The following is a 24745-nucleotide window of genomic DNA, read 5'->3' on the forward strand; positions in this document are numbered from 1 at the left end:
CGTCCTTCGTCTGCTCGATGAACAGGTCGAACTTGGGGAAGCAGCCGCGGCGGTTGAGCAGGCGCAGGCCGAAGCAGTCGGCGAGGTAGTAGCCCTTCTCGCAGCCGCCGGAGCCATGGTCGGAGGCCATCATGACGCAGTTCTCGGCGCCCACGGCCTGCCCGATCTTGCCCTCGGGGTTGGTCATGGCGAAGACGCGCACGCCCATCTCCCTCATCTTGCCGACGGCCTCGAGCACCTCGGGGGTGGTGCCGGACTCGGAGGCGGTCAGCACAACGGATTTGTCGGTCATGCGCTTGTGGCCCATGACGTTCCACTCGGCGGCGTGGATCAGGTAGACCTCGAGGTCGCGGTCGCCGAACTTGTTCATGAGGTACTCGAGCTGCATGAACTCGTCCCAGGTGCCGCCGACGCCCATCAGGAAGACGGCGTCGTAGCCCTCCTCGTGCACGCGGTCGGCCAGGGCGGTCATCCGCTTGCCGGCCTCGTAGACGTTCCTGCCGTCCTCGAGGTAGCCCTCCTGGTCGAAGTGCATGATCTCGATCTTCTCGGTCTCCTTCATTCCCGCTCCTTTCACGAGCAGTTCGAATTGTCGCACGGACTGACCGGGCTTGCCGCCCCGTCGCGCCGCTTAACCTTGTGGACATCTTGGCCCCAAGCTCAACAATTCAAAGGTTCTTAATACCAGTGAACGATTACAGGTTAGCCGTTTTTAATACCGATTTTTTGATTTCGTCCTCCCATCTCGGTAGACGGTCAGTTTTTGCCGCTCATCGGTCATGCGACACATGTCCGTAAAAAATGAGCACCCCGCCGTGCACGAGGATGCTCTAGACGCTAATAGTTGTAGGTATATCCGCCGGCATCGCCGCGGTTAAAAGACTTGGCATGCTCAATCGGCTGCCCACTCGAGTCATAGGTCAGGCATTCCAGTACGAGCGCCAGATCGCCCGGCTCAAGATTGAGCAAACTCGCATCGCGTGCGCCCAGCGCTTCAATATCGAGTTTCTCAATCGACTTGTCCGGCTTGCGCCCCAACATGTCATAGGTCTCGAACAGGCTGAAGACCGAAATGTCCACGTCTTCGATGCCCGGAAACAGCAGACACGGAATCAGCGTCATCTCGATCGATACGGGCTCACCATCAATGCAGTTGAGACGGCGCACCGAGTAAAGCAGATCGTCCTCGGCGATGTCAAACAGGTCGGCGTAATACGGGCCGGCGTAGCGTTTGGAGCGCGCCAGGATGCGCACCGACGGCGTCGCACCCGACGCCAGAACCGACTGACGGAAGCCGCCCTTGCGTTCGTGCTCGTCAAACCACTTGTGTCCTACAAAGGCGCCCTTGCCCTGTACCCGACGAATCTGGCCACTTTTGACCAGCTCGTCCATGGCGCTTCGGATTGTCAGGCGCGTCGTGCCAAACTCCTCGGCCAGCTCGTTTTCGGACGGAATCATCGAGCCCGTCGGGTAGTCGCCGCGCTCAATTCGCTCCGCAATGCAGCGGCGAATTTGCTTGTAAACCGGCAAGTCTTCTACTGCATCAGCCATTCGACACCCACCTTCGTCGCAACGCCGTCCGCCTCCCCGTTATCGGCAAAACGATACTTGGTCGGCAGAATCACGGACTTGCAATACTCGACAAAGCCATCGTTCTCGTCACGCTCGTGCGAAGCTTTGTAAAACACCGGCGTGCCCTCCTGGGCACCCAGCAACTTGGCCTCGTCGGCGTTCAGACGGCTGATGGAAATATACTCCTTGCCGTGCGCCACATGGACATTCCCCTCTTTAAGCAAAACGTCGTAGAGGCTTTCCTGCTCAAAATCGTGATCGGGAAGCGAGGGGCACAAAGACAGGTTGACGTGAGCCGTCTCAATCGACGCCGGGGAACCATTAACCACGCGCACACGTCGAATGCAGAAGAGCGGCGTGCCCAGGTCGATCTGGGCTTTTTGGGCCAAATCGATATCGGCGTACACGACCTTGGACCAAACCAGGCGCGCGGTCGACTTTGAGCCAACCCTCTCCACCGCCTGCGTATAGTTCCATGTTTCCTGAAAGATGTTCAGCGGTTTGGGAGGACACACATAGGTGCCCGAACCGCGGCGGCTTTCCAAAGTTCCGCACGAAATCAGACGCGTGATCGCAGCGCGCAACGCCGTGCGTGACACGCCCAGCTCTTCACAAAGCACACGCTCGGCGGGCAGCCGGTCACCACCCTGCAGGTCATAATGTTTGATATACCAAAGAATGCCCTCAAAGGCGCGATCTTTGGGCGGAATCGCATATGGTTCACTCGACATGGGCAAGGCTCCTCAACCGCTTGATGCTGCGGGCATCATTGCTCCGGACGCCCCATGGCGTCGAAGGCTTCTTTGATCTGCTCCGCAACGTTCCGATACGACCGATATAGGCCGGAGTCTCGCTTGACTTCGCCCGCGGTCACCGGAATCTCAAGCTTCGAAATCTCATCCTCGCCGGTTTGCACGGCAACGATGACACCCATACCAAGGCACATATTACGCTTGGCAGCGTTGTTTTTGGTAGCCTGAGCTGGATTAATCAAAATCTGCTGAGCTAGTTCGCGATTGCTAAGCTCCGGCACATCCTCGGGATTTCCGGTCTCGACAATCTCGCACTGCAGCACGTCCGCATAGTCAAAAATCTTCGGCTCGCCGCCGCGCTGATGCACGGCCCACTTGCGGCGCGTGGCGTCCTGGTAGATAGCCGGCAAAAGTGTAAACCGCGGTGGGTCCAAAATCGTATCCGTGATGGTAAACACATCGGGATCAAAGGCATCCTGCGGGTTTTTCTTCTTGAACAGCCCCATATCAGCCTCCCGTACTAGTATTAAACAACTCAAGTTGAATATAGCACCAATTTCAAGCCGCCGCTTTACCGCATCGGTGCGTGGTGTCCATGGCTCGCCCAGCGGAAAAGTTCACGGACGAGGCCGGGGAGGCATGCTTTGTTTTGAGAAGTGGGCTCCGCGAACTTCTAAAAAAAAAGCATGCCTCCCCGGCCCCGGCAATGCAATCTTGGCTGACCATAGTTAGATGCACGGCTTCTAAGGCAGCATAAGCAAGGTCCCCATTACATAAAAAAGAATCAGCCCCCGCATATCGAAACGGTCGAGAGGGCCGCCTCCGGGCGGGTGTCTTCCTCTGAGAAGTTCGCGAAGCCCACTTCTCAGAGGAAGGCACCCGCCCGGAGGCGGCCCCAGCGCGAGACCGTCCCGGATGCTATTCGTTGTCGCCGGCAGTTAGCTGCGTTGCGGAGAGTACGCCGTCAGCAGCGGTTGCGGCCGCGGCATCGGGCCAGACCCAGTCGGTAAAGGCCGGGTGATCGAAGCCCTCGTCGCACGCGAACTCAAAGGCCTCGGTGCGGAAGGCCTCCCACTCATCAATCTGCTCGGCAAACTTATCGGCGTCAACCATGCGCAGCACGTCGGCGGCCAGGGCCCAGCGGTCCATGTTGTTCAGGCGCAGCATGTCAAACGGCGTGGTCGTGGAGCCCTTCTCCTCGTAGCCGTGGACGCGGAAGGCATCGTGGCCGGGGCGGTTCCAGATCAGGCGGCGAATCGTGCCGGCATAGGCGTGGAATGCGAAGAGCACGGGCTTCTCGCCGCGGCCAAACAGCTCAGCCCAGCGCTCATCGCTGATAGCTTGGTCGTTCTCGCAGACGTTCTGGATCTTGAGCAGATCGACTACGTTGACAAACCAGACCTTGATGTCCAGCCCGCGCAGCATATCGGTTGCGGCCAGTGCCTCGAGCGTCGGCACGTCACCGCAAGTAGCGACCACGACGTCGGCCTCGGCGAGCGAGTCGGCAGTCGATGCCCACTCCCAGGTCGCTACGCCCTCGGCGAGCTCAGACTTGGCCTCGTCGACCGTCTGGAAGGTGGGGGCGGGCTGCTTGCCACAGAAGATGGCATTGACGCAGTCGGTGGACTGGTAGACGCGCTCGGCCACAGCAAGGGCCATATTGGCATCGGCCGGATAATAAGCATTCACGACATGCGTGTCGTTGGCCTTGTTGAGCAGCAGGTCGATAAAGCCGGGGTCCTGGTGCGAAAAGCCGTTGTGGTCCTGGCGCCAGACATGGCTCGACAGCAAAATGTTGAGGCCGCTGATAGGAGCGCGCCACGGAATCTCGCGCTTGGTTGCTTCGAGCCATTTGCAGTGCTGGTTGACCATGGAATCGACCACGTGGACAAAGCTCTCGTAGGAGCTCCACACACCGGAGCGGCCGGTGAGCACGTAGGCCTCGAGGAAGCCCTCGCACTGGTGCTCGGACAGCTGCTCGACAACCTTACCGGAACCGGCCAGCAGCTCGTCGTTGGCGTCGTCCTCGTAGAAACCGGCATCCCACTGCTTCTTGGTCACCTTATAGGCAGCCTGCAGGCGGTTGGACGCGGTCTCGTCGGGACCGAAGATGCGGAAATCATCCATGTTCTTGGCCAAAACATCGGCAGTGTACTCACCAAAGACGCGGGCGGCCTCGGTGGAGCCCCAGCCGTGGCCCTTACTTGCGACGGGGATCTCGTGAGCGTGAATATCGGGAAGCTCGAGCTCGCGGCGTACCTTGCCGCCGTTCGCGTTGGGATTGGCGCCGATACGCAGCTCGCCGGTCGGCATAAAGGCCGTCACCTCGGGGCGCACCTGGCCTTCGGGCGTAAAGAGCTCCTCGGGCTTGTAGGAGCGCAGCCACTCGCGCAGCACGCGGAAATGCTCGTGGGTGTCCTTGGCACTCGCCAGCGGCACCTGATGGGCGCGCCAGGAGTCCTCGGTCTTCTTGCCATCAATCTGCTTGGGGCAGGTCCAACCCTTGGGCGTACGGAACACGATCATGGGATAGGCCGGACGGACCACGGTCTCGCCCGCAGTGGCCTGGGCCATAGCTGTGGCCTTGATGTCGCAGATCTCATCGAAGACCTGCTCGAACAGGGCGGCGAAACGCGCATGAATGCTCGCATGGCTCTCGTCGTCAAAGCCGGCGACAAAGAAATGCGGCTTATAGCCCATGCCCTCAAAGAACTTGGTGAGCTCCTCGTCGGACACGCGGGCAAGAATGGTGGGGTTTGCGATCTTGTAGCCGTTGAGGTGCAGGATCGGCAGGACGATACCATCGGTTGCCGGGTTCACGAGCTTGTTAGACTGCCAAGAGGTCGCGAGCGGACCGGTCTCGGACTCGCCGTCGCCCACCACAGCCACGGCCAGCAGGCTCGGGTTATCCATGACGGCACCGTAGGCGTGGCTGAGCGTGTAGCCGAGCTCGCCGCCCTCGTGGATGGAGCCAGGCGTCTCGGGCGCAAAATGGCTCGGAATACCGCCGGGGTAGGAAAACTGGCGGAAGAACTTCTGCAGGCCGGCCTCGTCATTGGTAATGTCGGGGCGAATCTCGCGGTAGGTACCATCGAGCAACGACTGGGCGGTGCCAGCGGGACCTCCGTGACCCGGGCCCATCAAGAAGATCGCGTTCTGGTTGTGATCGGCGATGAGGCGGTTGACATGACCGAACAGGAAGTTAATGCCGGGCGTGGTGCCCCAGTGACCGACCAGGCGGTGCTTAACGTCCGGGCGACCAAAGTCGCGCACCTCACCGGTTTTCTCATCGACAAAGTCGGGGCGCATGAGCGGGTTAGAGCGAAGGTAGATCTGACCGACGGACAGATAATTCGATGCACGCCAATACAGGTCGACGCCCTCGAGCTCGGAAGCCGGCACCTCGTGGCCCAGCTTTTTCCACGGCGTCCCCAGTGTTTTAGCCATTGTTTATGTCCCTCCGCTGTGCGGTCGCCCTCCAATACGGCAACCATTCGTTGGGACTAGTATATTTGCTAAAACGTTTTATCATGGTGAAAAAACGCTTTATCACCCTTATCAATCACATCGATCAACAAAACACGACATTCACCTGCGGCATTGTCTGCCACAGGTGTTCCACATTCGGTCTCTGCAAATTGATAAACGTGTTTAGTTATGTTTAGTAAGCTCGAGCACACTGCCCTTAACGATAAGCGCCGGCTCCAGGACGACCTCTTCGGCACGCCTACCGCCCCTACCGGCAAGACGCTTGGACATGCAGCCAAAAGCATGTTCCGCGAGGACACCAGGATCCTGCTCAATGGCGGTCAGCGCCGGCTCAAAGAGAACGTCGGCCGCCGAGTTGTCATAGCTCACCACCGAAATATCGCCCGGGATGCTCTTCCCCATCTCGTGCAAACGCTTGAGCAAACCGAGGGCAATGTTGTCCGAGCTCGCGAATACGGCAGTGGCGTCGGTTGCGAGCACCGCCTCCGAGGCCTCGTAGGCGCTCGGAATGTAGTACTCGCTCTCAAACTCCAAACGCGCGTCGATAGGCAGGCCAACCTCGCGCAGCGCGCGCTCATAGCCGGCAAGTCGCTTGCGACCCGTATTGGAACGACGCGCATTAACCAAGCAGGCAATGCGACGGTGGCCCTGCTCGATCAGATAGCGGGTAGCCATATAGCCACCCATCTCGTGGTCGAACATCACCTTGTCGCACTCGAGCCCCTCAATGGCGCGGTCGACCATCACGGCAGGGATGGGTAGATGGCTGACCTCTTCGCGCAGGGCACGGTCGTCCGAGAACTCGTCGCCTACCACCAGGAAGACACCATCGACGCCGCGCGTCACCAGCTGGCGCAGCAGTTCCAGGTCGTCGTCGGCGCTTCCGCCCGAGCTGGTAATAAAGAGCGCATAGCCGTCCTCGCGGCAGCGCTTTTCCAAGCTACCGGCAAGTGAGGCAAAAAATCGGCTCTCGATGTTGGGGACGATAAGACCCAGGGTGCGTGACTCGCGCATGACCAGGCTGCGCGCAATCTGGTTGGGAACATAGTGGTTGCGCGCCGCGACCTCCTTGATAAGCTTGCGGTTTTCTTCCGAGATGCGACAAGGCCGATTGTTGAGAACAAGCGAGACCGACGAGGGGGAAAGCCCCACCTCCTGGGCGATCTGCTTGAGGGTGACTTTGTTGGCCATCTCGCTCCTTCCGGGTTTACGCGCAATCTCTTGAAAGTATAGCGACTGCCCCTCTACCTCGATGATAAACACTTTACCAATCCGGTAGACGGCTGTTTTATCGCCGCCAGCGCACCAAATACGTCCAGGTGGGGTATATTGCAATCGATTGATGACAACGACCACAAAAAGGCGGATATTCGGATGCACGAGAACGACTGTTTTAACGAGGACCTGCTGTGCGCGCTCGCTGGCGTTGCCGGCGAGGACAACGTGTTGATGAGCGAGCCCATGCGCGAGCACACCACGTTTAAGATTGGCGGCCCGGCCGACGTCTTTGTCACGCCCGACACCGAGCAGGGCCTCGTCGCCACGCTCGATACCTGCTATCGCTGCGATCTGCCACTCACCATCGTGGGCAACGGCTCCGACCTACTCGTCGGCGACAAGGGCATACGCGGCGTCGTCGTAGCGCTAGGCGAGGGCCTCTCCGACATTACCGTCGACGGCACGCACGTTACGGCAGCAGCCGGTGCGCTGCTTTCGGATGTTGCGGCCGCGGCAGCCGAGGCCGGTCTCACCGGCATGGAGCCCATCTCGGGCATCCCCGGATCGGTCGGCGGCGCCTGCTACATGAACGCCGGCGCCTACGGTGCCTGCATGGCCGACGTGCTGGAGTCTGTACGTGTCTACAAGCCCGCCCGCATGCTCGACGACGGCACCCGCGGTAGCGGCAGCATCATCGAGTTCGATGTCGACGAGCTCAATCTGGGCTATCGCAAGAGCCGCATCGCCGACGACGGCTTCATCGTGCTTTCGGCCACCTTCAATCTCGCCCCGGGTAACGCCGCGATGATCAAGGCCGACATGGACGACTACCGCCAACGCCGCGAGGACAAGCAGCCGCTCGACATGCCGAGTGCCGGCTCCACTTTCAAGCGCCCCGAGGGCCACTTTGCCGGTAAGCTCATCATGGATGCCGGCCTGCGCGGCCATGCCGTCGGCGGCGCCCAGGTGAGCGAAAAACACTGCGGCTTCATCGTCAACGCCGACCACGCCACCGCCGCCGACGTCGACGAACTCATCCGCCACATCCAAGCAACCGTCAAAGACCAATTCGGCGTAGACCTAGAACCCGAAGTCCACCGAGTAGGCGAATTTTTATAAAAAGAAGGCCCCAAAAGGGGCCTTCACCATATTTATTCAGATAACCCAGTCCGGTGTGTCGTGCTCAGGACCCGTGAGGGCCGGGACAGTCCGAGAGGCATAAGGTTGATCGCGAGTTCCGCACGAGCCGGAGAGCACTTAATGTGCTCTCCGCGCGAGCAGGACTGCCCGAGCAGGCAGCCTTATGCCTCGCCCGCAGTCCCGGACCAAGCCGCAGCTACGACAGCGCAATACCGCCGAGCCAGCCCCAGCGCACGCCAGAGCCAGTACCGTAAAAGCTAATGAACGAGTCAAGCGACCTCGACGTGATGGCGCCCTCGTTACTCATAACGATGCCGCCGCCAACATAGATGCCCACATGTCCGTACAGCAGACCCGGCATACCGGTGCCACTGTGCGACGAGTCGGCCACGATCATGCCCACCTGCAGCGCCGAACGATCGGAGCTGTAGCACCAGGCGTTAAACATGTCGCACGCGTTGCCGCCAAAGTAGCCCACGCCGGCGTTGCGGAAGACGTTGGTGACCCAGGCGGCGCACCAGTTCAGGCCAGGCGAAGGCGTGGAGTAGCATGCGTTGACGACAGCCTGCTGCTTGCCCGAGCCGGCATTCTGTTGCGGATTTCCGGGCGCATACGATCCGCCACCCGAGTTTGAACCACCCGAGTAGGAATTGTTCTTGTTTGCGGCAGCCGCAGCAGCGGCAGCCTTCTTGGCAGCCTCCTCAGCCTGGGCGGCAGCGAGAATCTCGGAATCGCGCTGGGCCATGAGCTCCTTGACATCGTCGGAGAGGCCGTTCAGAACCGTCTGGACCTCCTGCTGCTTGGCCTGCATGTCCTGCATCTGGGCAGTCTGCTGGTCCTTAAGCTTCTCCAAGTCGGCTTTTTGCGACTCGAGTTCGGACTTCTGCGTATCGAGCTCTTTCTGGATGGTCTGGATATCCTCGATGGCGTCGCGGTCGCTCTTGTTGATCTTCTCAACATAGTGCGCATTGGCGACGAGCTCCTCAAACGAGCCCGAGGCGAGCAGCAGCGACAGGATGTTGGTGCCGCCCGACTTATAGCTGGCGGAAACGCGATCGGAAAGATCGCCGCGCTTCTTTTTGAGCTCGGCCTTCTTTTCGTCAATCTGCGCCTGCGTGCTGTCAATCTGGCCCTGTACGCTCTCGATATCGTTGAGGGTCTGGGCGTTCTTGTTGGCCAGCGCCGCGTATTCATTTGCGATGCTGTCGAGCTGGGCCTGGACCTCGTCAAGCTGAGCCTGGGCCGCATTGAGCTTGTCGGTGGTTTCCTTGGTGGCCTCCGCAGCATGGGCGCGAGCGGGCAGACCAAAAAGAACGGCTGCAGAAGCGGCGCCGAACAAGGCCTTGAGGGCAGTGCGACGCGAAAGCTCCTGGGAAAGGATGGAATCGCTGTTTGGTGACATATCTACTCCGTTACATGTTTATTTATATGTCGCTCAACTCATACATATTAGCGTACATCCGACACGTCCCAACGATTTCCACGAACGGCAACAAACCCCATGGTCGGCGGCTCGTATGCAAACGTCAAAGTCAAGGTTATGCCCACGCCAAACATTTCCATGAGTACGTTAGCATGTTCGTCTGCTTTTCCTGCCCTGCACGTTTTGGGTGCCCCTGCCTGCGCTATACTCCCTCAGGAAGTGTTCCTGATTCGATAGGAGACTACATGTCCAAAGCACTCGACCCCAAAGACACCTGCGTCCTCGTAACCGGTGGCGCCGGCTTTATCGGCTCGCACACCGTCGTTCAGCTGCTCGAGGGTGGCTACCAGGTCGTCATCGTCGACGACCTCTCCAACTCCAGCGCCGTCGCCGTCGACCGTGTCAAGACCATCGTGGGCGACAAGGCCGCCAAGAACCTCACCTTCTACGAGGCCAACGTGCTCGACCGCGATGCCATGAACAAGATCTTCGATACCCATCAGATCGACCGCGTCATCCACTTCGCCGGCTTTAAGGCCGTCGGCGAGTCGGTGAGCAAGCCCGTCGAGTACTACCACAACAACATCGAGAACACCCTGGTGCTCGTAGACGTTATGCGCAACCATGGCTGCAAGTCCATCATCTTCTCGAGCTCCTCGACCGTCTACGGCGATCCGGATAACCCGCCCGTCACCGAGGAAGACCCCAAGAAGCCTGCGACCAACCCCTATGGCTGGACCAAGTGGATGATTGAGCAGATCCTTATGGACGTTCACACCGCCGATCCCGAGTGGGACGTTGTGCTGCTCCGCTACTTCAACCCCATCGGCGCACATCCGTCGGGCCTGATCGGCGAGGACCCCAAGGGCATCCCCAACAACCTGGTGCCTTATGTCGCGCAGGTTGCCGTGGGCAAGCTCGAGGCCGTTCAGGTCTTTGGCAACGACTACCCCACCCCCGACGGCACGGGCGTGCGCGACTATATCCACGTGTGCGACCTGGCCTCGGGCCATGTGGCCGCCCTCAACTGGATGAACGGCAAGACCGGCGTTGAGATCTTCAACCTGGGCACCGGCACCGGCACCTCGGTGCTCGAGGTCGTCGCCGCCTTCTCCAAGGCCTGCGGCAAGGAGCTGCCCTATGTGATTCGCGAGCGCCGCGCCGGCGATATCGCCGCCAACTGGTGTGATGCCTCCAAGGCCGAGCGCATGATGGGTTGGAAGGCACAGTACGACATCGCAGACATGTGCCGCGACAGCTGGAACTGGCAGAGCCACAACCCCAACGGCTTCGCCGACGCCGAGTAGCAAAAACCTACACACCGTTCTTGCCCCGATCTCACGATGTGAGACCGGGGCTTTTTCATGGCATGTAACCATTCGCCGAAAATCGACCAACTTTTTTATCTTGCCTATACATGTTTAAACAACATGTATACAATAGGTGTATCGAATCAGAACATCGGAGGCGGACTGCACACCCATCGGCAGGCCGACCCCACAACAAGAAGGTTGGTGAGCGCATTCATGGAGCGTGCAAGCGGCGTCCTCATGCCCGTCTCATCTCTGCCCGGACCATACGGAATCGGCGGCTTTGGCTGGAATGCCTACGACTTCGTCGATTTTCTCGCCTCGTGCAAACAACATTACTGGCAAATCCTGCCCCTTACGACGACCAGCTATGGCGATTCGCCCTATCAGTCGTTCTCGGCCCGCGCAGGCAACCCCAACTTGATCGACTTTGCCGAGCTTATCGAAGCCGGCTATCTGGAGCAGCGTGACATCGACGGCGTCTTCCTTGGTTCCGACCCCAGCAACGTCGACTACGGTGCCATCTTTGTTGGCCGCCGTCAGATTCTCGATCGAGCCGCTGAGCGCTTTGCTGCCGACAAGCCGGCCGATTTCGACGACTTTATCCAAGCAAACGAGGACTGGCTCATTCCCTACTGCGAGTTTATGACCGTGAAGGAGGAGTGCGGACTCAAAGCCTTTTGGGAGTGGCCCGAGGAGCTCCGCCGCCGCGGCGCGGCATCCGCCAAGGTCTGCGCCACCCATCCCGAGCGCATGCTCTACCACCAGATGACGCAGTATTTCTTCGATCGCCAGTGGAGCCGCCTCAAGGCCTATGCCAACGAGCACGACATCCTGATCATCGGCGACCTGCCCATCTATGTCTCGCGCGACTCCGTCGAGATGTGGGCCACGCCCGGGCTCTTTAAGATCGACGCCGCCGGCAATCCCGTCAGCGTCGCGGGAACGCCGCCTGATCAGTTCTCGGCCACCGGCCAGTACTGGGGCAACCCCATCTATGACTGGGATGCCATGGAAGCAGACGGCTTCTCCTGGTGGGAGGACCGCGTCCGAGCCGCCCTCGACATGTACGACATCATCCGTCTGGACCACTTCCGCGGCTTTGAAGCCTTTTGGGAGGTGCCGTTCTCCTCTCCCGATTCGTCATATGGTTCATGGACGCAGGGACCCGGCCTCAAGCTCTTCAAGGTGCTCGAGGAAAAGCTCGGCACGCTTCCCATCATTGCCGAAGACCTGGGCTTTCTTACCCCCGGCGTCATCGACATGCGCGACACCACGGGCTTCCCCGGCATGAAGATTCTGCAGTTCGCTTTTGAAGGCAGCAACTCCTACTACCTGCCGCACAACTACATTGCCAACACCGTCGCCTACGTCGGAACGCATGACAACGAAACGGCACGCGGCTGGTATGAGGGAACGGCCACCCCGCGTCAGCGCGAGCAGGCGGCCCTGTACACCCACCAGCAGGCAGGCGAGTCCATGGCCGACGCGCTCAACCGCACCATCGCCGCCAGCGTGAGTGACACCTGTATCTACACCATGCAGGACCTGCTCAATCTGGGCAACGAGGCGCGCATTAACACCCCCGCCACCCTGGGCGGTAACTGGACGTGGCGCATGCTTGATGGCGCCATCACCCGCGAACTCGAGCGCAAGCTCATCGACTGGACCGAGACCTACTTCCGCATCCCGTCGGAAGCCGAAATCGAGCTTCCCCAATAGGAACCACCGCGCCCGATCCCACCCCACCGTGTGGACGCGACCGCTTTTCCCGCGCGAGGCCATCCCAATCCCTCGCGCGGGCTTCTATTGAATTTCTGACATGTAGTCGACTCACCACAGGAGGAAACATGCCCCGTATAAGCCTCGCAGAACTCGCCGAGCAGTCCTTTGGCACCTCGCTCGAGCAGCTCGATGACCGTCGTATTTATAAGCTGCTGGTCAAGCTCGTGCAGGAGCGCTCTGCCGCCTGTCCGCTCAACAACGGCAAGAAAAAGCTCTACTACATCTCTGCCGAGTTTTTGATCGGCAAGCTGCTCATCAACAATATGATCGACCTCGGCATCTATGACGAGGTTAAGGACCAGCTCGTCGCCGCCGGCCACGACCTCAACAAGATCGAGGAGTTCGAGGTCGAGCCTTCGCTCGGCAACGGCGGCTTGGGTCGTCTGGCCGCATGCTTCCTGGATTCCATTGCCACGCTGGGCCTTACCGGTGACGGCGTGGGCCTCAACTACCATTACGGCCTGTTCCGCCAGCGCTTTGCCGACAATCAGCAGAAGGCCGTCCCCGACGAGTGGCTCGGCGAGCAGGACATCCTGATCGATGACGACCGCTCCTACACCGTCGAGTTCGGTGATTTTGCCGTCACCTCCAAGCTCGTCAACATCGATGTGCCCGGTTATGGCCAGCCCACCAAGAACCGCCTGCGCCTGTTTGACCTGGCAAGCGTCGACGACGGCCTGGTCCCCGGCAGCTCCATCGACTTCGACAAGACCGAGATCGCCAAGAACCTCACCCTGTTCCTCTATCCGGATGATTCCGATGAGCAGGGCCGCCTGCTTCGCATCTACCAGGAGTACTTCATGGTGAGCAATGCCGCCCAGCTCCTGATCGACGAGGCCGTAGAGCGCGGCAGCAACCTGCACGATCTGGCCGACTACGCCGTGGTCCAGATTAACGATACGCACCCCACCATGGTCATTCCCGAGCTCATCCGGCTGCTCACCACCGAGCACGACATCGAGTTTGACGAAGCCGTTACCATCGTGCGATCCATGGTCGCCTACACCAACCACACGATCCTTGCCGAGGCGCTCGAGAAATGGCCGCTCACCAGCCTGCAGAAGGTCTCCCCCGCCATCGCCGACATCATCGTCAAACTCGATGAGATTGCCAAGGCCGAGCATGGCGACCCGCGTGTCGCCATCATCGACGAGTACGGCACCGTCCACATGGCCCACATGGACATTCACTTTGGCTTCTCCATCAATGGCGTCGCCGCACTCCACACCAAGATCCTGGAGAACACCGAGCTTCACCCGTTCTACGAGATCTATCCCGAAAAGTTCTCCAACAAGACCAACGGCATCACCTTCCGCCGCTGGATCCAGGGAGCCAACCCCGCACTTGCCAGCCTGCTCGACGATGTGATTGGCACCGATTGGCGCAGCACCGGCGACCTGAGCAAGCTCGCCGAATTCGCCGACGACAAGGACGTTCTTGAGCGCCTGGCCGCCACCAAGGTCAAGGCCAAGGCCATCATGCGCCAGTTCATGGCGCTCGAGCAGGGCGTGACCATTCCCTCCAACGCGATCATCGATGTTCAGGTCAAGCGTATCCACGAGTACAAGCGCCAGCAGATGCTCGCGCTCTACATCATCTGGAAGTACCTCGACATCAAGAACGGCAATAGACCTAAGCACCCCGTCACCATCATCTTTGGCGGCAAGGCGGCACCTGCCTACACTATCGCCCAGGACATCATCCATCTGATCCTGACGTTGTCGCAGTGGATCGCAAACGATCCCGACGTGGCTCCCTACCTGCAAGTCGTCATGATCGAGAACTATAACGTCACCGCTGCCGAGCGCGTGATTCCCGCCGCCGACATCTCCGAGCAGATCAGCCTGGCCTCCAAGGAGGCGAGCGGCACCTCCAACATGAAGTTCATGCTCAACGGTGCTTTGACCCTGTGCACGCTCGACGGCGCCAATGTCGAGATCGCCGAACTCGTGGGCGACGAGAACATCTACGCCTTTGGCGCCTCGTCCAAACAGGTCGAGCAGCTCTACGCCGACGGCAGCTACAACGCCGGCGCACTCTACCTCAAGCCCGGTATTAAGCTACTGGTGGACTTTATTACCAACCCCGCTTTTATGGCGACCGGCAACGCGGAGCGCCTGCAGCGTCTGCACGACGACATCAAGGGCAAGGACTGGTTTATGTCCCTGCTCGACATTGAGGAGTACATCCAGACTAAGGAGCGCGTGCTGGCAGACTACGAGGACCAGGACGCTTGGATGCGCAAGGCGCTGATCAACATCGCCAACGCCGGCACTTTCTCGTCCGACCGCACAATCTCCCAGTACAACGACGAGATTTGGCACCTGAGCTAATTTCGCTTCCATTACCCATCCTTTTGAAAGCGGAGTCGCGGCAACGCGGCTCCGCTTTTTGTGCCGATACGCCGGCCTGTGATTTGTCTCGACCAAATAATCTCGGCCTGTAACACCTAGACGGCAAAACTGGGTCTATCTGTTACAGATCAAGACAAGCAGAATTGTCCCGATGAACTGTCTCGATCTGTAACATCTGGCATCCAAAATTGGCTCTTCCTGTTACAGATCAAGACATACCGGACCTCCCACGGGGGTTTGTCTCAACCTGTAACAGTTAGACCCTGATTGACCTTCCAGATGTTACAGATTGAGACAAACTGACAGATGAACGGCCCCAGCACAAAGAAAGGCTCCCCTCTCGCTCAGCGGACGAGAGGGGAGCCTTATATGTGACCACGGCAAAAGGATGGCAAAACCGCAGTCGCCCAAAAGGAGGGTCTGATTGAATCGGGCCTAGATAAGGTTCTTGCCAGAGACCTTATCGAAAAGGTGGGTCGCATTCTTCTCGAACTTGAACCAGATGGGGTCGCCGGCCTTGAGCGAACCCCTGGCCTCGAGGTCGACGACAGGGATGATCAGGACAAACTGGCCGTCGGGAGACGTCACATGAACGTGCTCGGTCGAACCCATGAGCTCGGTGACCTCGATGGTGCCCTGAAGCGCACCCTCCTCGCCCTTGTCGGCAAGCAGAATCTGCTCGGGACGAACGCCGGCCGTGATCTCCTTCATGTCCTCGCCGTCCCAGTTAAGCGCAAGCTGAGCGCAGGTCTCGGGGGCCAGCGCGACATTCATGTCGTCGGTCTTGACGGTAAAGCCCTCGCCCGAGCGCACCAGCTGGGCATCGAAGAAGTTCATCTGCGGCACGCCGATGAAGCCGGCGACAAAGATGTTCGCGGGATGGTTGAAGACCTCCTGCGGCGTGGCGATCTGCTGAACAACGCCGTCCTTCATGACCACGATGCGGTCGCCGAGGGTCATAGCCTCGGTCTGATCGTGGGTAACATAGATGAATGTGCCTTTGATCTCGTGGCGAAGCTTAATGAGCTCGGCACGCATCTGGTTACGAAGCTTGGCGTCCAGGTTGGACAGCGGCTCGTCCATCAGGAATACCTTGGGGTCACGCACGATGGCGCGGCCGATGGCAACGCGCTGACGCTGGCCGCCCGAAAGCGCCTTAGGCTTACGGTCGAGGTACTCGGTGATACCCAAAATCTCGGCAGCGGAGCGAACCTTGCGGTCAATCTCGTCTTTGGGGACCTTCTTGAGCTCAAGCGTAAACGCCATGTTCTCGTACACTGTCATGTTGGGGTACAGAGCGTAGCTCTGGAACACCATGGCAATGTCACGGTCCTTGGGTGCCACGTCGTTGACGCGCTTGCCGTCGATGAGCACGTCGCCCGAGGTAATGTCCTCCAGGCCGGCAACCATGCGCATCGTCGTGGACTTACCGCAGCCAGAGGGACCAACGAGGACGATAAACTCCTGGTCGTGAACAGTGAGGTTGAAGTCCTCTACAGCGAGCACGCCATCCTCGGTAACCTTGAGGTTGTGCTTCTTCTCCTCGGTCTTCTTCTTTTTGCCAAAGAAGCCCTTCTTTTTGGACTCGTTGTTGGGATACACCTTCTGAACATGTTTGAGAACGATCTCGGCCATGTCTCTACCTTTCGATACGCGGCGCCACGCTGAGGGGCGCCGCAGAAACTTGCAAAACAGTTACGGCATCAGCCCTTGACGGCACCTGCCACCACGCCGTCGATGATGTACTTCTGGCAGAGGATGTACATGAGGACGATGGGGACAACGACCATCATGATGCAGGCCATCATGGGGCCGAGCTCGACGTGACCGTAGCCGCCGCGGAAGTACTGGATCAAGATAGGAATGGTCTTGTACTTGGTGGAGTCGAGGGTGAGGTAGGGCAGCAGATAGTCGTTCCAGACCCACATGGTCTCGAGAATGCCGACCGAAAGATAAGTGGGCTTCATGATGGGAAGGACGATCTTAAAGAACACCTGGACCGGGTTGCAGCCATCGATCATGGCCGCCTCCTCGATCTCGAGCGGGATGTTCTTTACAAAACCGGCGAACATAAAGACCGCCAGGCCCGCGCCAAAGCCAAGGTAAATAAAGCAGATGTTGAACGGCGTGTTGAAGCCGATGCGGTCCGCCAAATTGGACAGCGTGAACATGAGCATCTGGAACGGTACGACCATCGAGAACACGAACAGGTAATAGAAGAAGTTCGAGATCTTGCTGTTGACGCGCACCACATACCAAGCGCACATGGAGCAGCACACCAAGATCAGCACGACCGACGTGACCGTGATGATGAGCGAGTACATAAACGCCGAGGCAAAGCCCTGCTCGTTAAGGGCGTGCACGTAGTTTGCAAGGCCGTTGAACGTCTCGGGCGTGAGCAGATCGAATGCCGTGGTGGTGCTGATTGCGGTCCCTTTCTTAAAGGAATTGAGCGCAATCATGAACACGGGGTAAATCCATGCGAGCGACAGGATCGTAAAGAAAATCGAGAGCGCACGGTTGATAGCCTTATCGCGTTTCATTACTGCTGCACCTCCTTGGACCTCGTGGCCTTAAGCTGGATCATGGAGATTGCTACGACCAGGATGCAGAAGATAACCGCCTTGGCCTGACCGATGCCCTGCCATGCGATGCCAGCACGCGAATAGAACGTGTTGTAGATGTTCAGGGCGAGCATCTCGGTGGAGTGCGCCGGGGCGCCACCGGTAAGGGCGAGGTTCTGGTCGAACAGCTTAAAGCCGTTGGTGATGGACAGGAACAGGCAGATGGTGATCGTCGGCATCAGGTTGGGGATCTTAACCTTCCAAAACGTCTGCCATGCCGTAGCGCCGTCGACCTTGGCGGCCTCGATGTAGTCTGACGGAATGGACTGCAGACCGGCGATGTAGATGATCATCATGTAGCCGACCTGCTGCCACAGGGTCAGGATGATAAGGCCCCAGAAGCCAGCAGCAGAGTTAAGGGCGATAAGGTCGGCACCGATGTTGGAGAGCAGGCAGTTGATCAGAATCTGCCAAATGTAGCCCAGCACGATGCCGCCGATCAGGTTAGGCATGAAGAAGATCGTACGGAAGATGTTGGTGCCCTTGAGCGCCTTGCGGGTGAGCGCCTGCGCGATGGCGAGGGCGATCACGTTGATGAGCACCGTCGACAGGAAAGCAAACGCCACCGTAAAGAAGAACGACGTGGCAAACTGCGGATCGGACAGTGCACGCACGTAGTTCTCGATACCGACGAAGTGCGTGTTGTTAATGGTAATAAACTGGCAGAACGAGAGATAGAAACCCTGGATAAAGGGGATCACGAACCCGATCATAAACGCCAGGCACGTGGGCAGCATAAAGAGCGGCCACCAGCGCTTGAGTGCTTTGCCCATAGAAGGGTCCTTTCAATATGCAGGGGGCGGGCAAACCGACGTCTGCCCGCCCCCTGTCGCTAATCAGATAGCTTGGGCAGCAACTGCTTACTCGGAAGCAGCCTTCTCGGTCTTCCAGCCATCGACGAAGGCGTTCTTGACGCCGTCCCACTTGGTGTTATCGGCAGCATAGGCAATCAGAGCCTGCTTGAGGTTCTTCTTCCACTCCTCAGAGGGGATGTAAACGAAGTCCCAAGCGACGGTCTTCTTGCCGTCCTTAGCCATGGCAACAGCCTGCTGCGAGAAGACGTTGGTGGTGTCCTTGGCGCTCTTGAACGGGGCAGTCAGACCCATCTTGTCAGCGATGATGCTGGTGGCAGTGTCAGAAGTGACGCACCAATACATGAAGTCCTCGGTAGCCTTCTGGGCATCCTCGGAAGCCTGGGAGCTCACGCACCAGTAGTTCTCGCCGCCGGAGCACAGGCCCTGGTTCTCCTCGCCGTCGACACCGATGTAGATGGGCATCATGCCAATCTGATCGTCGGTCATACCGGCCTTGATGAGGTCGGCGTAGGCCCAAGAGCCGTTCTGATAGAAGACGGCCTTGCCGGTTGCGAACTCGTTGGAGGCGTCGTCGCCGGTCTTGGAGGCAAGCTGCGAAGGATCGCAGGTGGAGTCGGTGATGTACAGGTCGAAGATCTGCTTAAAGTTGTCGAGATACTCGCCCTTAATCTCGTCATCCTCCTGGTTGTGCTCCTTCTCGAACTCGTAGTAGAGCGGGAGGTTGGCGAGGTGGGTGGTGTAGCGCCAGCTGGAGGAGTCATCCATGCCGGCGGAAGTGAAGGCACCGTCAACGCCAAGCTCGTCCTTGCGGGCCTGAATGTCATCGGCGCAAGCCTTCAGCTTGTCGAAGGAGTTGATGTCCTCGGCCTTGTAGCCAGCCTTCTCGAGGAGCTCCTTGTTGTAAATGATGCCGTAGCTCTCCTGGACCCAGTCGATACCTAGATCCTTGCCGTCGGACTGCAGAGCCAGGGAGTCGTCGACGAGCTCACCGCGGACCTTGGTATCGGACAGGTCGGCGCAGTAGTCCTTCCAGTTCTTAAGACCGGTGGGGCCGTTGACCTGGAACAGGGTCGGAGCGGAGCTCTTGGACATCTCGGACTTGAGCTTCTCCTCGTAGGTGTTAGAGGCGGCGGTCACGATCTTGACCTCGACGCCCTTCTCCTCCTTGTATGCCTTGGCGATCTCCTTCCACTCCTTGTCGACCTCGGGCTTGAATTGGAGGAAGTAGACCTCGGCAGCGTCACCAGAAGCAGAGGAGCCGGAGCCGGCGGAGCCACCGCAGCCCACGAGACCCAGGCCAAAGACTGTGGCCGCGGAGCCAGCGAAGCCCAGGAACTGCCTTCTGCTCATTTCGTTCTTCATTACAATCCACCCTTTCACACCGTGGCGGCACCCTTTGCCGTCGCCTTCGGAGATTGGTTCGGGGACTTTGCCCCTTTTTCTGATTTGTACAATACGCTATTTGGCTAGTTGTTTGAACAAGTATTGTTAGAGCGGTAGAAAAACTTCGGTGAACGGTTTTTAATACATTCGTACTTGACAAATATTGTCTAAACAATTAAAGCGCCCCGTGCGGCCGATATCCCATCGACCGCACGGGGCGCTTCATATCGAAACGCAAGCTTATGCGTCTGTTACCTATCGCTTGGAATTGATGCGGTAATGGAAGATCTCGGGGTGTGTGCGAGCATGCGTCACCTCAAACAAGATGCCGTCCGAGGTGTACGACTGACTCTCCATGACGGCAACGCAGTTATATTTGCCGAGGTCAAGATAGCTGCAGTCTTCATCGTTGGCGAGCTCGACACTCACCGTACGGCGACTCGCCATCACTTTGATGCCGCGCTTGTGCTCCAGATAGTCGTAGATAGATTCTGCCGCGATCTCGGGGGTCAGACCCTTGGCAATCGACTCCAAAAAGTAGCCATGGTCCACTTGGCGCGCGCTGCCGTTGAGGCTTCGGACACGCACTACGCGAATCAGCTCCTCGCCCACCTTAAAGCCCAGGCGACGAGAGAGCTGCTCGGTGCAGACCAGATGTTCAAAGGACTTAACGTCCGTCGATGCAACGGCATTGTTGCGCTTTGCAAATTCGCCAAACGACTCGACTTCCTCGAGTGCGCCCAACATGTCGGTTTCGCCCTTGAGCCAAATAACGCGTACGCCCTTGCCGTGTATGGGCTGCACAAACATCTCGTCGGCCAGCATGCTCAAGGCGCGGCGGACGGTATTGCGCGTGCAGCCAAATTCCGCAGTCAGCTCGGCTTCGGTTGGCAGCATCTCCTGAAACGCATAGGTCCCGTTAATGATGCGCGAACGGATCTCGCGGTAGATTCCTTCGTAAATCGCTTTTGGCATGGCTTCACCTCTACATCTTCTTGCTGGCTAGGCACGATAGCATTTCTTGGGGTTGTTTAAACCGATTATCGGTAAAGCGACAGTATTGTAACCGTTGGCGGCTTCTGTCGTGCCCAAATCGGTCTCGTTCAAAACTGCCGACACGACAATCGTCTGGTCCTCTACAATGAATCCATTGTTTAAACGTTTCACCACCTGCAACGCACCTCGATGTTCGGGAGGCAGAACATGCTGCAGAAAATCCAACGCTTTGGCGGGGCAATGTTCGCGCCCGCCATGCTGTTTTCCATATCGGGCCTTATGGTCGGCGTCTCCGCCCTCGCAACGTCTGCGGACATCGTCGGCGACCTCGCCGTATACGGAACCCCTTGGTATATTTTTTGGGCTATCATCCAGCGCGGCTCGTGGACGGTCTTTAAACGCCTCCCACTGCTTTTTGCCGTAGCGCTGCCCATCGGCCTTGCCCAAAAGCAACCGGCGCGCTGCTGCTTCGAGGCACTCGTGGCCTATTTTGCCTATTGCTTCTTTTTGAGCGAGATCATTAAGCTGAGCGGCGACAACCTTGGACTTAAGTACCCGTCGTCTTTGACCTCCGCCAGCGGCATCACCGTCATCGACGGCATCAAGACGCTCGACACCGGCATTATCGGCCCGCTGGCGGTATCGGCCACCGTCGTCGCCATCCATGACCGCTTCTACGATGCCAAGGTTCCCGATTGGCTCGGTACTTTCTCGGGCTCCTCGTTGGTCTACCTCATTAGCTTTTTTGCCGTATTCGCCCTTGCCGCTATCTCGGCCGCCATCGTGCCCATCGTATACGCAATGACCGAAACACTGCGCCATGCACTTACGGGCGTCGGTCCCTTCGGCGTGGGCGCCTTCGTGTTTTTAGAGCGAGCACTCGAGCCCGTGGGGCTGCATCACCTGCTCTACATGCCAATCTACTACGACAATTTGGTTATTACCGATGGCATCTACGCCACGTGGACCAACTTGCTTCCCATCCTCTCGCACAGCACGCGCCCCCTCAACGAGCTAGCGCCCTGGGCTGGTTTCACCGCCACCGGTTGGGTCAAGCTCTTTGGTCTTCCCGCCATCGCCGGAGCGTTCTACACCACGGCCAAGCCCGAACGCCGTGCCAGCCTCAAGGCCATCCTTCTGCCCGCCATCGTCGCCTCGATGGTCTGCGGCGTCACCGAGCCGCTCGAGTTTCTCTTTATGTTCACCTATCCCGGACTCTTTTTGCTCTATGCCGTCCTATCCTCCTGCCTTGCCATGGCCATGAACTTCTTTGGCGTCGTCGGCATCTTCTCGGGTGGCCTTATGGAGATGGCTGCCTTCAACTTTATCCCGCTCATGCGGACGCATGCCGGCTCCTACCTTTTGGCACTCGGAATCGGACTCGTCTTTAGCGCCATCTTCTTTCTGAGCTTTCGAGGTCTTATCCTGACCTTTGACCTTAAAACCCCGGGACGCGAGGACTACATTGCCGGCAACACGGCGCTCTCGCGCTTGACGGGAAACGACGTTGACGAAAAGCGCTTATCCGAAGCCGGCGCTTCCGACTGCCAGGCATCACAAGATCGTCTGCTCGCCGAGCAGGTTGTGGCGCTTCTGGGCGGCGTCTCCAACATTGTGGGCGCAACCAACTGCGCCACGCGGCTGCGCGTCGAAGTCGCGGACCCTTCTATCGTCGCGGACAACGCAACCTTTGTCGCAGCGGGCGCCAAAGGCCTCATCGTCACCGGCAAGACCGCCCAGGTAATCATCGGCGTCTCGGTCCCCCGCGTCAAAGAGCACTTTGATCAGATTATGGGACTCGAACCGGGTTTTGCATTTGCCACCCCGCTTTCTCATGCCGCCGATGACGCCAAAAAGCATGGCAATATCTGCTTCTTCGACATCGACGGCACGCTTGCCTGGCAAGATCCCAAACTTGCCCAAGAGCTCCCCGAGGGCGAGCGAGACCTTTCCCCCTATCCCAACGAAACGGTTGCACAGGCAATTCGCACGTTTGTCGCCAACGGCAACAAAGCCTTTATCTGCACGGGGCGCACCCTCAGCTGCATCCATCCCAAGCTGCTCGAGCTGCCGTGGGCGGGCATCGTATGTCTCGCGGGCGGCTACGCCGAACTCGAGGGGCACATCGTGCGAAATGCGGCCATAAACCCCGGTCTGCTACAGCGCCTCGCCCCCTATCTCGAACAATCGGGTGAGGTCATTCGCTTTGAGGGCATCGATCGCGTCGTGCGCATGAGCGCAGATGCCCCCGAGACGTACGGATACGCGCGCACCGTGGGCGACGCCGTCACGCAACTCGAGCACTACAACGCTTATAAAATTCTTATGTCCACACCGCTCGCCAACCGCATCGCCCAAGATGAAGAGCTTGGGCCTCTGCTCTGCCTCAACGAGCTCGAACTCGAGGTCACGGAAATCTCGCCTCGCGAATGCACCAAACGGGCCGGAATCAAGGCCGTGCTTGACGCCCTGGGGCCAGATCACGGCACTGTGTACGGCATCGGCGACGCAAGCAACGACATCGCCCTCATGGAGGCGGTCGATGTTGGCGTCGCCATGGGCAACGCGCCGGACTTCCTCAAGGAAAAGGCCGACTACGTCACCGACAGCTTCGACCACGACGGCGTCGTCACCGCGCTCGAGCACTTTGGACTTATCTAGCCGCGCCTCTTGCCGCATTTGCGACAACATGGCTCAATCGTCTTCAACCGCCGCGCTCAATGCCCTAATGTGGCAATATGTTGTCTGCATAACGCAACGATGCAACCTAAGAAAGAATGCGAGAACCCGTGTCCAGTCCGTTTACCAGCTTTTTAGCCCAGCATTTTGACCAGATTAACGACTATCTGGCCACGTTCTTTGACGGACAGGCGACCTCTGCCGATATCGAGCGCTACCTGTATGGCCCGCTCTCGGCATTTACGGCCAATGCCGGCAAGCGCCACCGCCCGCTCATCTGCATGCTCGCCGCCACCGCGGTAGGCGGCAGCTTTGAGAGCGCCCGAAGCGCGGCGGCGGCCATCGAGCACTTTCAGTCGGGAGCGCTTATCCATGACGACATCGCCGACAACGGCCAGCTGCGCCGCGGCAAGCCCTGTATGCACCTTACCGAGGGTACGGGACTTGCCATCAACTGCGGCGACCTAGCGCTCACCATGGTTACCAAGACGGTTCTCGACGACCCCACGCTCGAGGCAGACGTGAAGCTCCGCGTGCTCCACGAGCTCACCGAGATGATCGTTCGCACCATCGAGGGTCAGGCGCTCGACCTGGGCTGGGTCCGCGATGGGCGCTTTGACATCTCGGTCGACGATTATCTGGACATGGCGACGCACAAGACCGCGTACTACAGCGGAGCCACGCCACTTGCCGCCGGAGCCATTATCGGTGGCGGCAGCGAAGACCAGATTGAGGCGCTGCGTGCCTTTGGCCTGCACACGGGCCTTGCCTTTCAGATCCAAGATGATCTGCTCAACCTTATTGGCACCAAGGAGGCCGCCAACAAGGACTTCCGCACCGATATCACAGAGGGCAAGCGCACGCTCGTCGCCGTGCATGCCCTGTCAGACGAGCGTTATCACGACGAAGTCGAGGCGATCCTTTCCTCGGGCACCGAGGACCCCGCGCAACTCGCACGCGCCGTGGAGATCTTCCAGCAGACCGGCTCTGTCGATTTCGCCCACACTTACGCACTCAACCTGACTGCCAAGGCCAAGGCCGCTATCGAAGGTGTCGAGCTCGACCCGCATGCACGCGAGCTGTTCGACTCCATGGCAGATTTCTTTGTGGAGCGCCTTAACTAGCGGGGGTTATAAAACCTGTCAGCAGCGCATTTGGGTACAACTTGCTACACTGTTGAGTGCATGTTTATGCAACCCTTTGCG

At 58.9% G+C, this 24745-nt stretch carries 17 protein-coding genes and 1 pseudogene; 6 read left to right on the forward strand and 12 right to left on the reverse strand.

The annotated features are described in order from the left end of the window. From ACTQ05_RS07455 to ACTQ05_RS07480, 6 genes and pseudogenes are all read right to left on the reverse strand, one after another. Positions 1-562, reverse strand: a pseudogene (locus ACTQ05_RS07455) (SIS domain-containing protein); the annotation flags it as partial. A 275-nt stretch (positions 563-837) separates the two neighbouring features. After that, positions 838-1551, reverse strand: a complete 714-nt coding sequence (locus tag ACTQ05_RS07460; RefSeq protein ID WP_154515122.1) for a GntR family transcriptional regulator — start codon at positions 1549-1551, stop codon at positions 838-840. Next, a complete protein-coding gene (locus ACTQ05_RS07465; RefSeq protein WP_154515124.1) occupies positions 1536-2303 on the reverse strand; it encodes a GntR family transcriptional regulator in 768 nt (255 codons plus the stop codon). Before ACTQ05_RS07465 ends, ACTQ05_RS07460 begins: the two co-directional genes overlap by 16 nt. Before the next feature lie 35 nt (positions 2304-2338). Beyond that, a complete protein-coding gene (locus ACTQ05_RS07470) occupies positions 2339-2830 on the reverse strand; it encodes a hypothetical protein (protein ID WP_441015930.1) in 492 nt (163 codons plus the stop codon). Positions 2831-3242: 412 nt separating this feature from the next. After that, positions 3243-5771 carry a phosphoketolase family protein gene (locus ACTQ05_RS07475; RefSeq protein WP_441538627.1) on the reverse strand — a complete coding sequence of 843 codons (2529 nt, stop codon included), beginning with the start codon at positions 5769-5771 and terminating at the stop codon, positions 3243-3245. Positions 5772-5975: 204 nt separating this feature from the next. Beyond that, on the reverse strand, positions 5976-7004 hold the full coding sequence (locus ACTQ05_RS07480) for a LacI family DNA-binding transcriptional regulator (RefSeq protein ID WP_118388843.1): 1029 nt from the start codon (positions 7002-7004) through the stop codon (positions 5976-5978). 183 nt (positions 7005-7187) lie between these two features. Between ACTQ05_RS07480 and murB the strand changes: the two genes are divergently transcribed. Next, entirely contained in the window at positions 7188-8150 is a 963-nt protein-coding gene (gene murB / locus ACTQ05_RS07485) for a UDP-N-acetylmuramate dehydrogenase (RefSeq protein WP_441538647.1), read from the forward strand. 217 nt (positions 8151-8367) lie between these two features. Here the strand turns inward: murB and ACTQ05_RS07490 are convergent, their stop codons facing one another. Continuing rightward, on the reverse strand, positions 8368-9573 hold the full coding sequence (locus ACTQ05_RS07490; RefSeq protein ID WP_441538629.1) for a PcsB-like coiled-coil domain-containing protein: 1206 nt from the start codon (positions 9571-9573) through the stop codon (positions 8368-8370). Between the two features lie 266 nt (positions 9574-9839). Between ACTQ05_RS07490 and galE the strand changes: the two genes are divergently transcribed. From galE to glgP, 3 genes are all read left to right on the forward strand, one after another. Further along, complete coding sequence (gene galE / locus ACTQ05_RS07495; RefSeq protein ID WP_427728932.1) at positions 9840-10901, forward strand: UDP-glucose 4-epimerase GalE; 1062 nt, start codon at positions 9840-9842, stop codon at positions 10899-10901. Between the two features lie 207 nt (positions 10902-11108). Continuing rightward, the gene (gene malQ, locus ACTQ05_RS07500; RefSeq protein WP_441538630.1) at positions 11109-12626 is read left to right on the forward strand and encodes a 4-alpha-glucanotransferase; all 1518 of its coding nucleotides are present in this window, start codon (positions 11109-11111) and stop codon (positions 12624-12626) included. A gap of 128 nt (positions 12627-12754) precedes the next feature. Further along, positions 12755-15022, forward strand: coding sequence for a glycogen/starch/alpha-glucan family phosphorylase (gene glgP / locus ACTQ05_RS07505; protein WP_441538632.1), 2268 nt, complete (start codon positions 12755-12757; stop codon positions 15020-15022). 456 nt (positions 15023-15478) lie between these two features. On the opposite strand, the gene ACTQ05_RS07510 is transcribed toward glgP, so the two are convergent. The 5 genes from ACTQ05_RS07510 to ACTQ05_RS07530 all read right to left on the reverse strand — a co-directional run bounded on the left by ACTQ05_RS07510 (position 15479) and on the right by ACTQ05_RS07530 (position 20840). Continuing rightward, positions 15479-16678, reverse strand: a complete 1200-nt coding sequence (locus ACTQ05_RS07510; RefSeq protein ID WP_154515138.1) for an ABC transporter ATP-binding protein — start codon at positions 16676-16678, stop codon at positions 15479-15481. A gap of 68 nt (positions 16679-16746) precedes the next feature. Beyond that, positions 16747-17586 carry a carbohydrate ABC transporter permease gene (locus ACTQ05_RS07515; RefSeq protein WP_154515140.1) on the reverse strand — a complete coding sequence of 280 codons (840 nt, stop codon included), beginning with the start codon at positions 17584-17586 and terminating at the stop codon, positions 16747-16749. Continuing rightward, a complete protein-coding gene (locus ACTQ05_RS07520) occupies positions 17586-18440 on the reverse strand; it encodes a carbohydrate ABC transporter permease (RefSeq protein WP_152073297.1) in 855 nt (284 codons plus the stop codon). The genes ACTQ05_RS07515 and ACTQ05_RS07520 overlap by 1 nt, the downstream gene beginning before the upstream one ends. A gap of 87 nt (positions 18441-18527) precedes the next feature. Continuing rightward, a complete protein-coding gene (locus tag ACTQ05_RS07525) occupies positions 18528-19844 on the reverse strand; it encodes an ABC transporter substrate-binding protein (protein WP_441062935.1) in 1317 nt (438 codons plus the stop codon). 276 nt (positions 19845-20120) lie between these two features. Next, on the reverse strand, positions 20121-20840 hold the full coding sequence (locus ACTQ05_RS07530) for a GntR family transcriptional regulator (RefSeq protein ID WP_427728942.1): 720 nt from the start codon (positions 20838-20840) through the stop codon (positions 20121-20123). A gap of 228 nt (positions 20841-21068) precedes the next feature. On the opposite strand from ACTQ05_RS07530, the gene ACTQ05_RS07535 reads away from it, so the two are divergent. Continuing rightward, positions 21069-23522 carry a PTS transporter subunit EIIC gene (locus ACTQ05_RS07535; protein WP_441538636.1) on the forward strand — a complete coding sequence of 818 codons (2454 nt, stop codon included), beginning with the start codon at positions 21069-21071 and terminating at the stop codon, positions 23520-23522. A 128-nt stretch (positions 23523-23650) separates the two neighbouring features. Beyond that, on the forward strand, positions 23651-24664 hold the full coding sequence (locus ACTQ05_RS07540; protein ID WP_441055358.1) for a polyprenyl synthetase family protein: 1014 nt from the start codon (positions 23651-23653) through the stop codon (positions 24662-24664). Positions 24665-24745 lie beyond the last annotated feature (81 nt).

Source organism: Collinsella sp. LCP21S3_A9 (genome assembly GCF_052118785.1).
GTDB lineage: Bacteria > Actinomycetota > Coriobacteriia > Coriobacteriales > Coriobacteriaceae > Collinsella.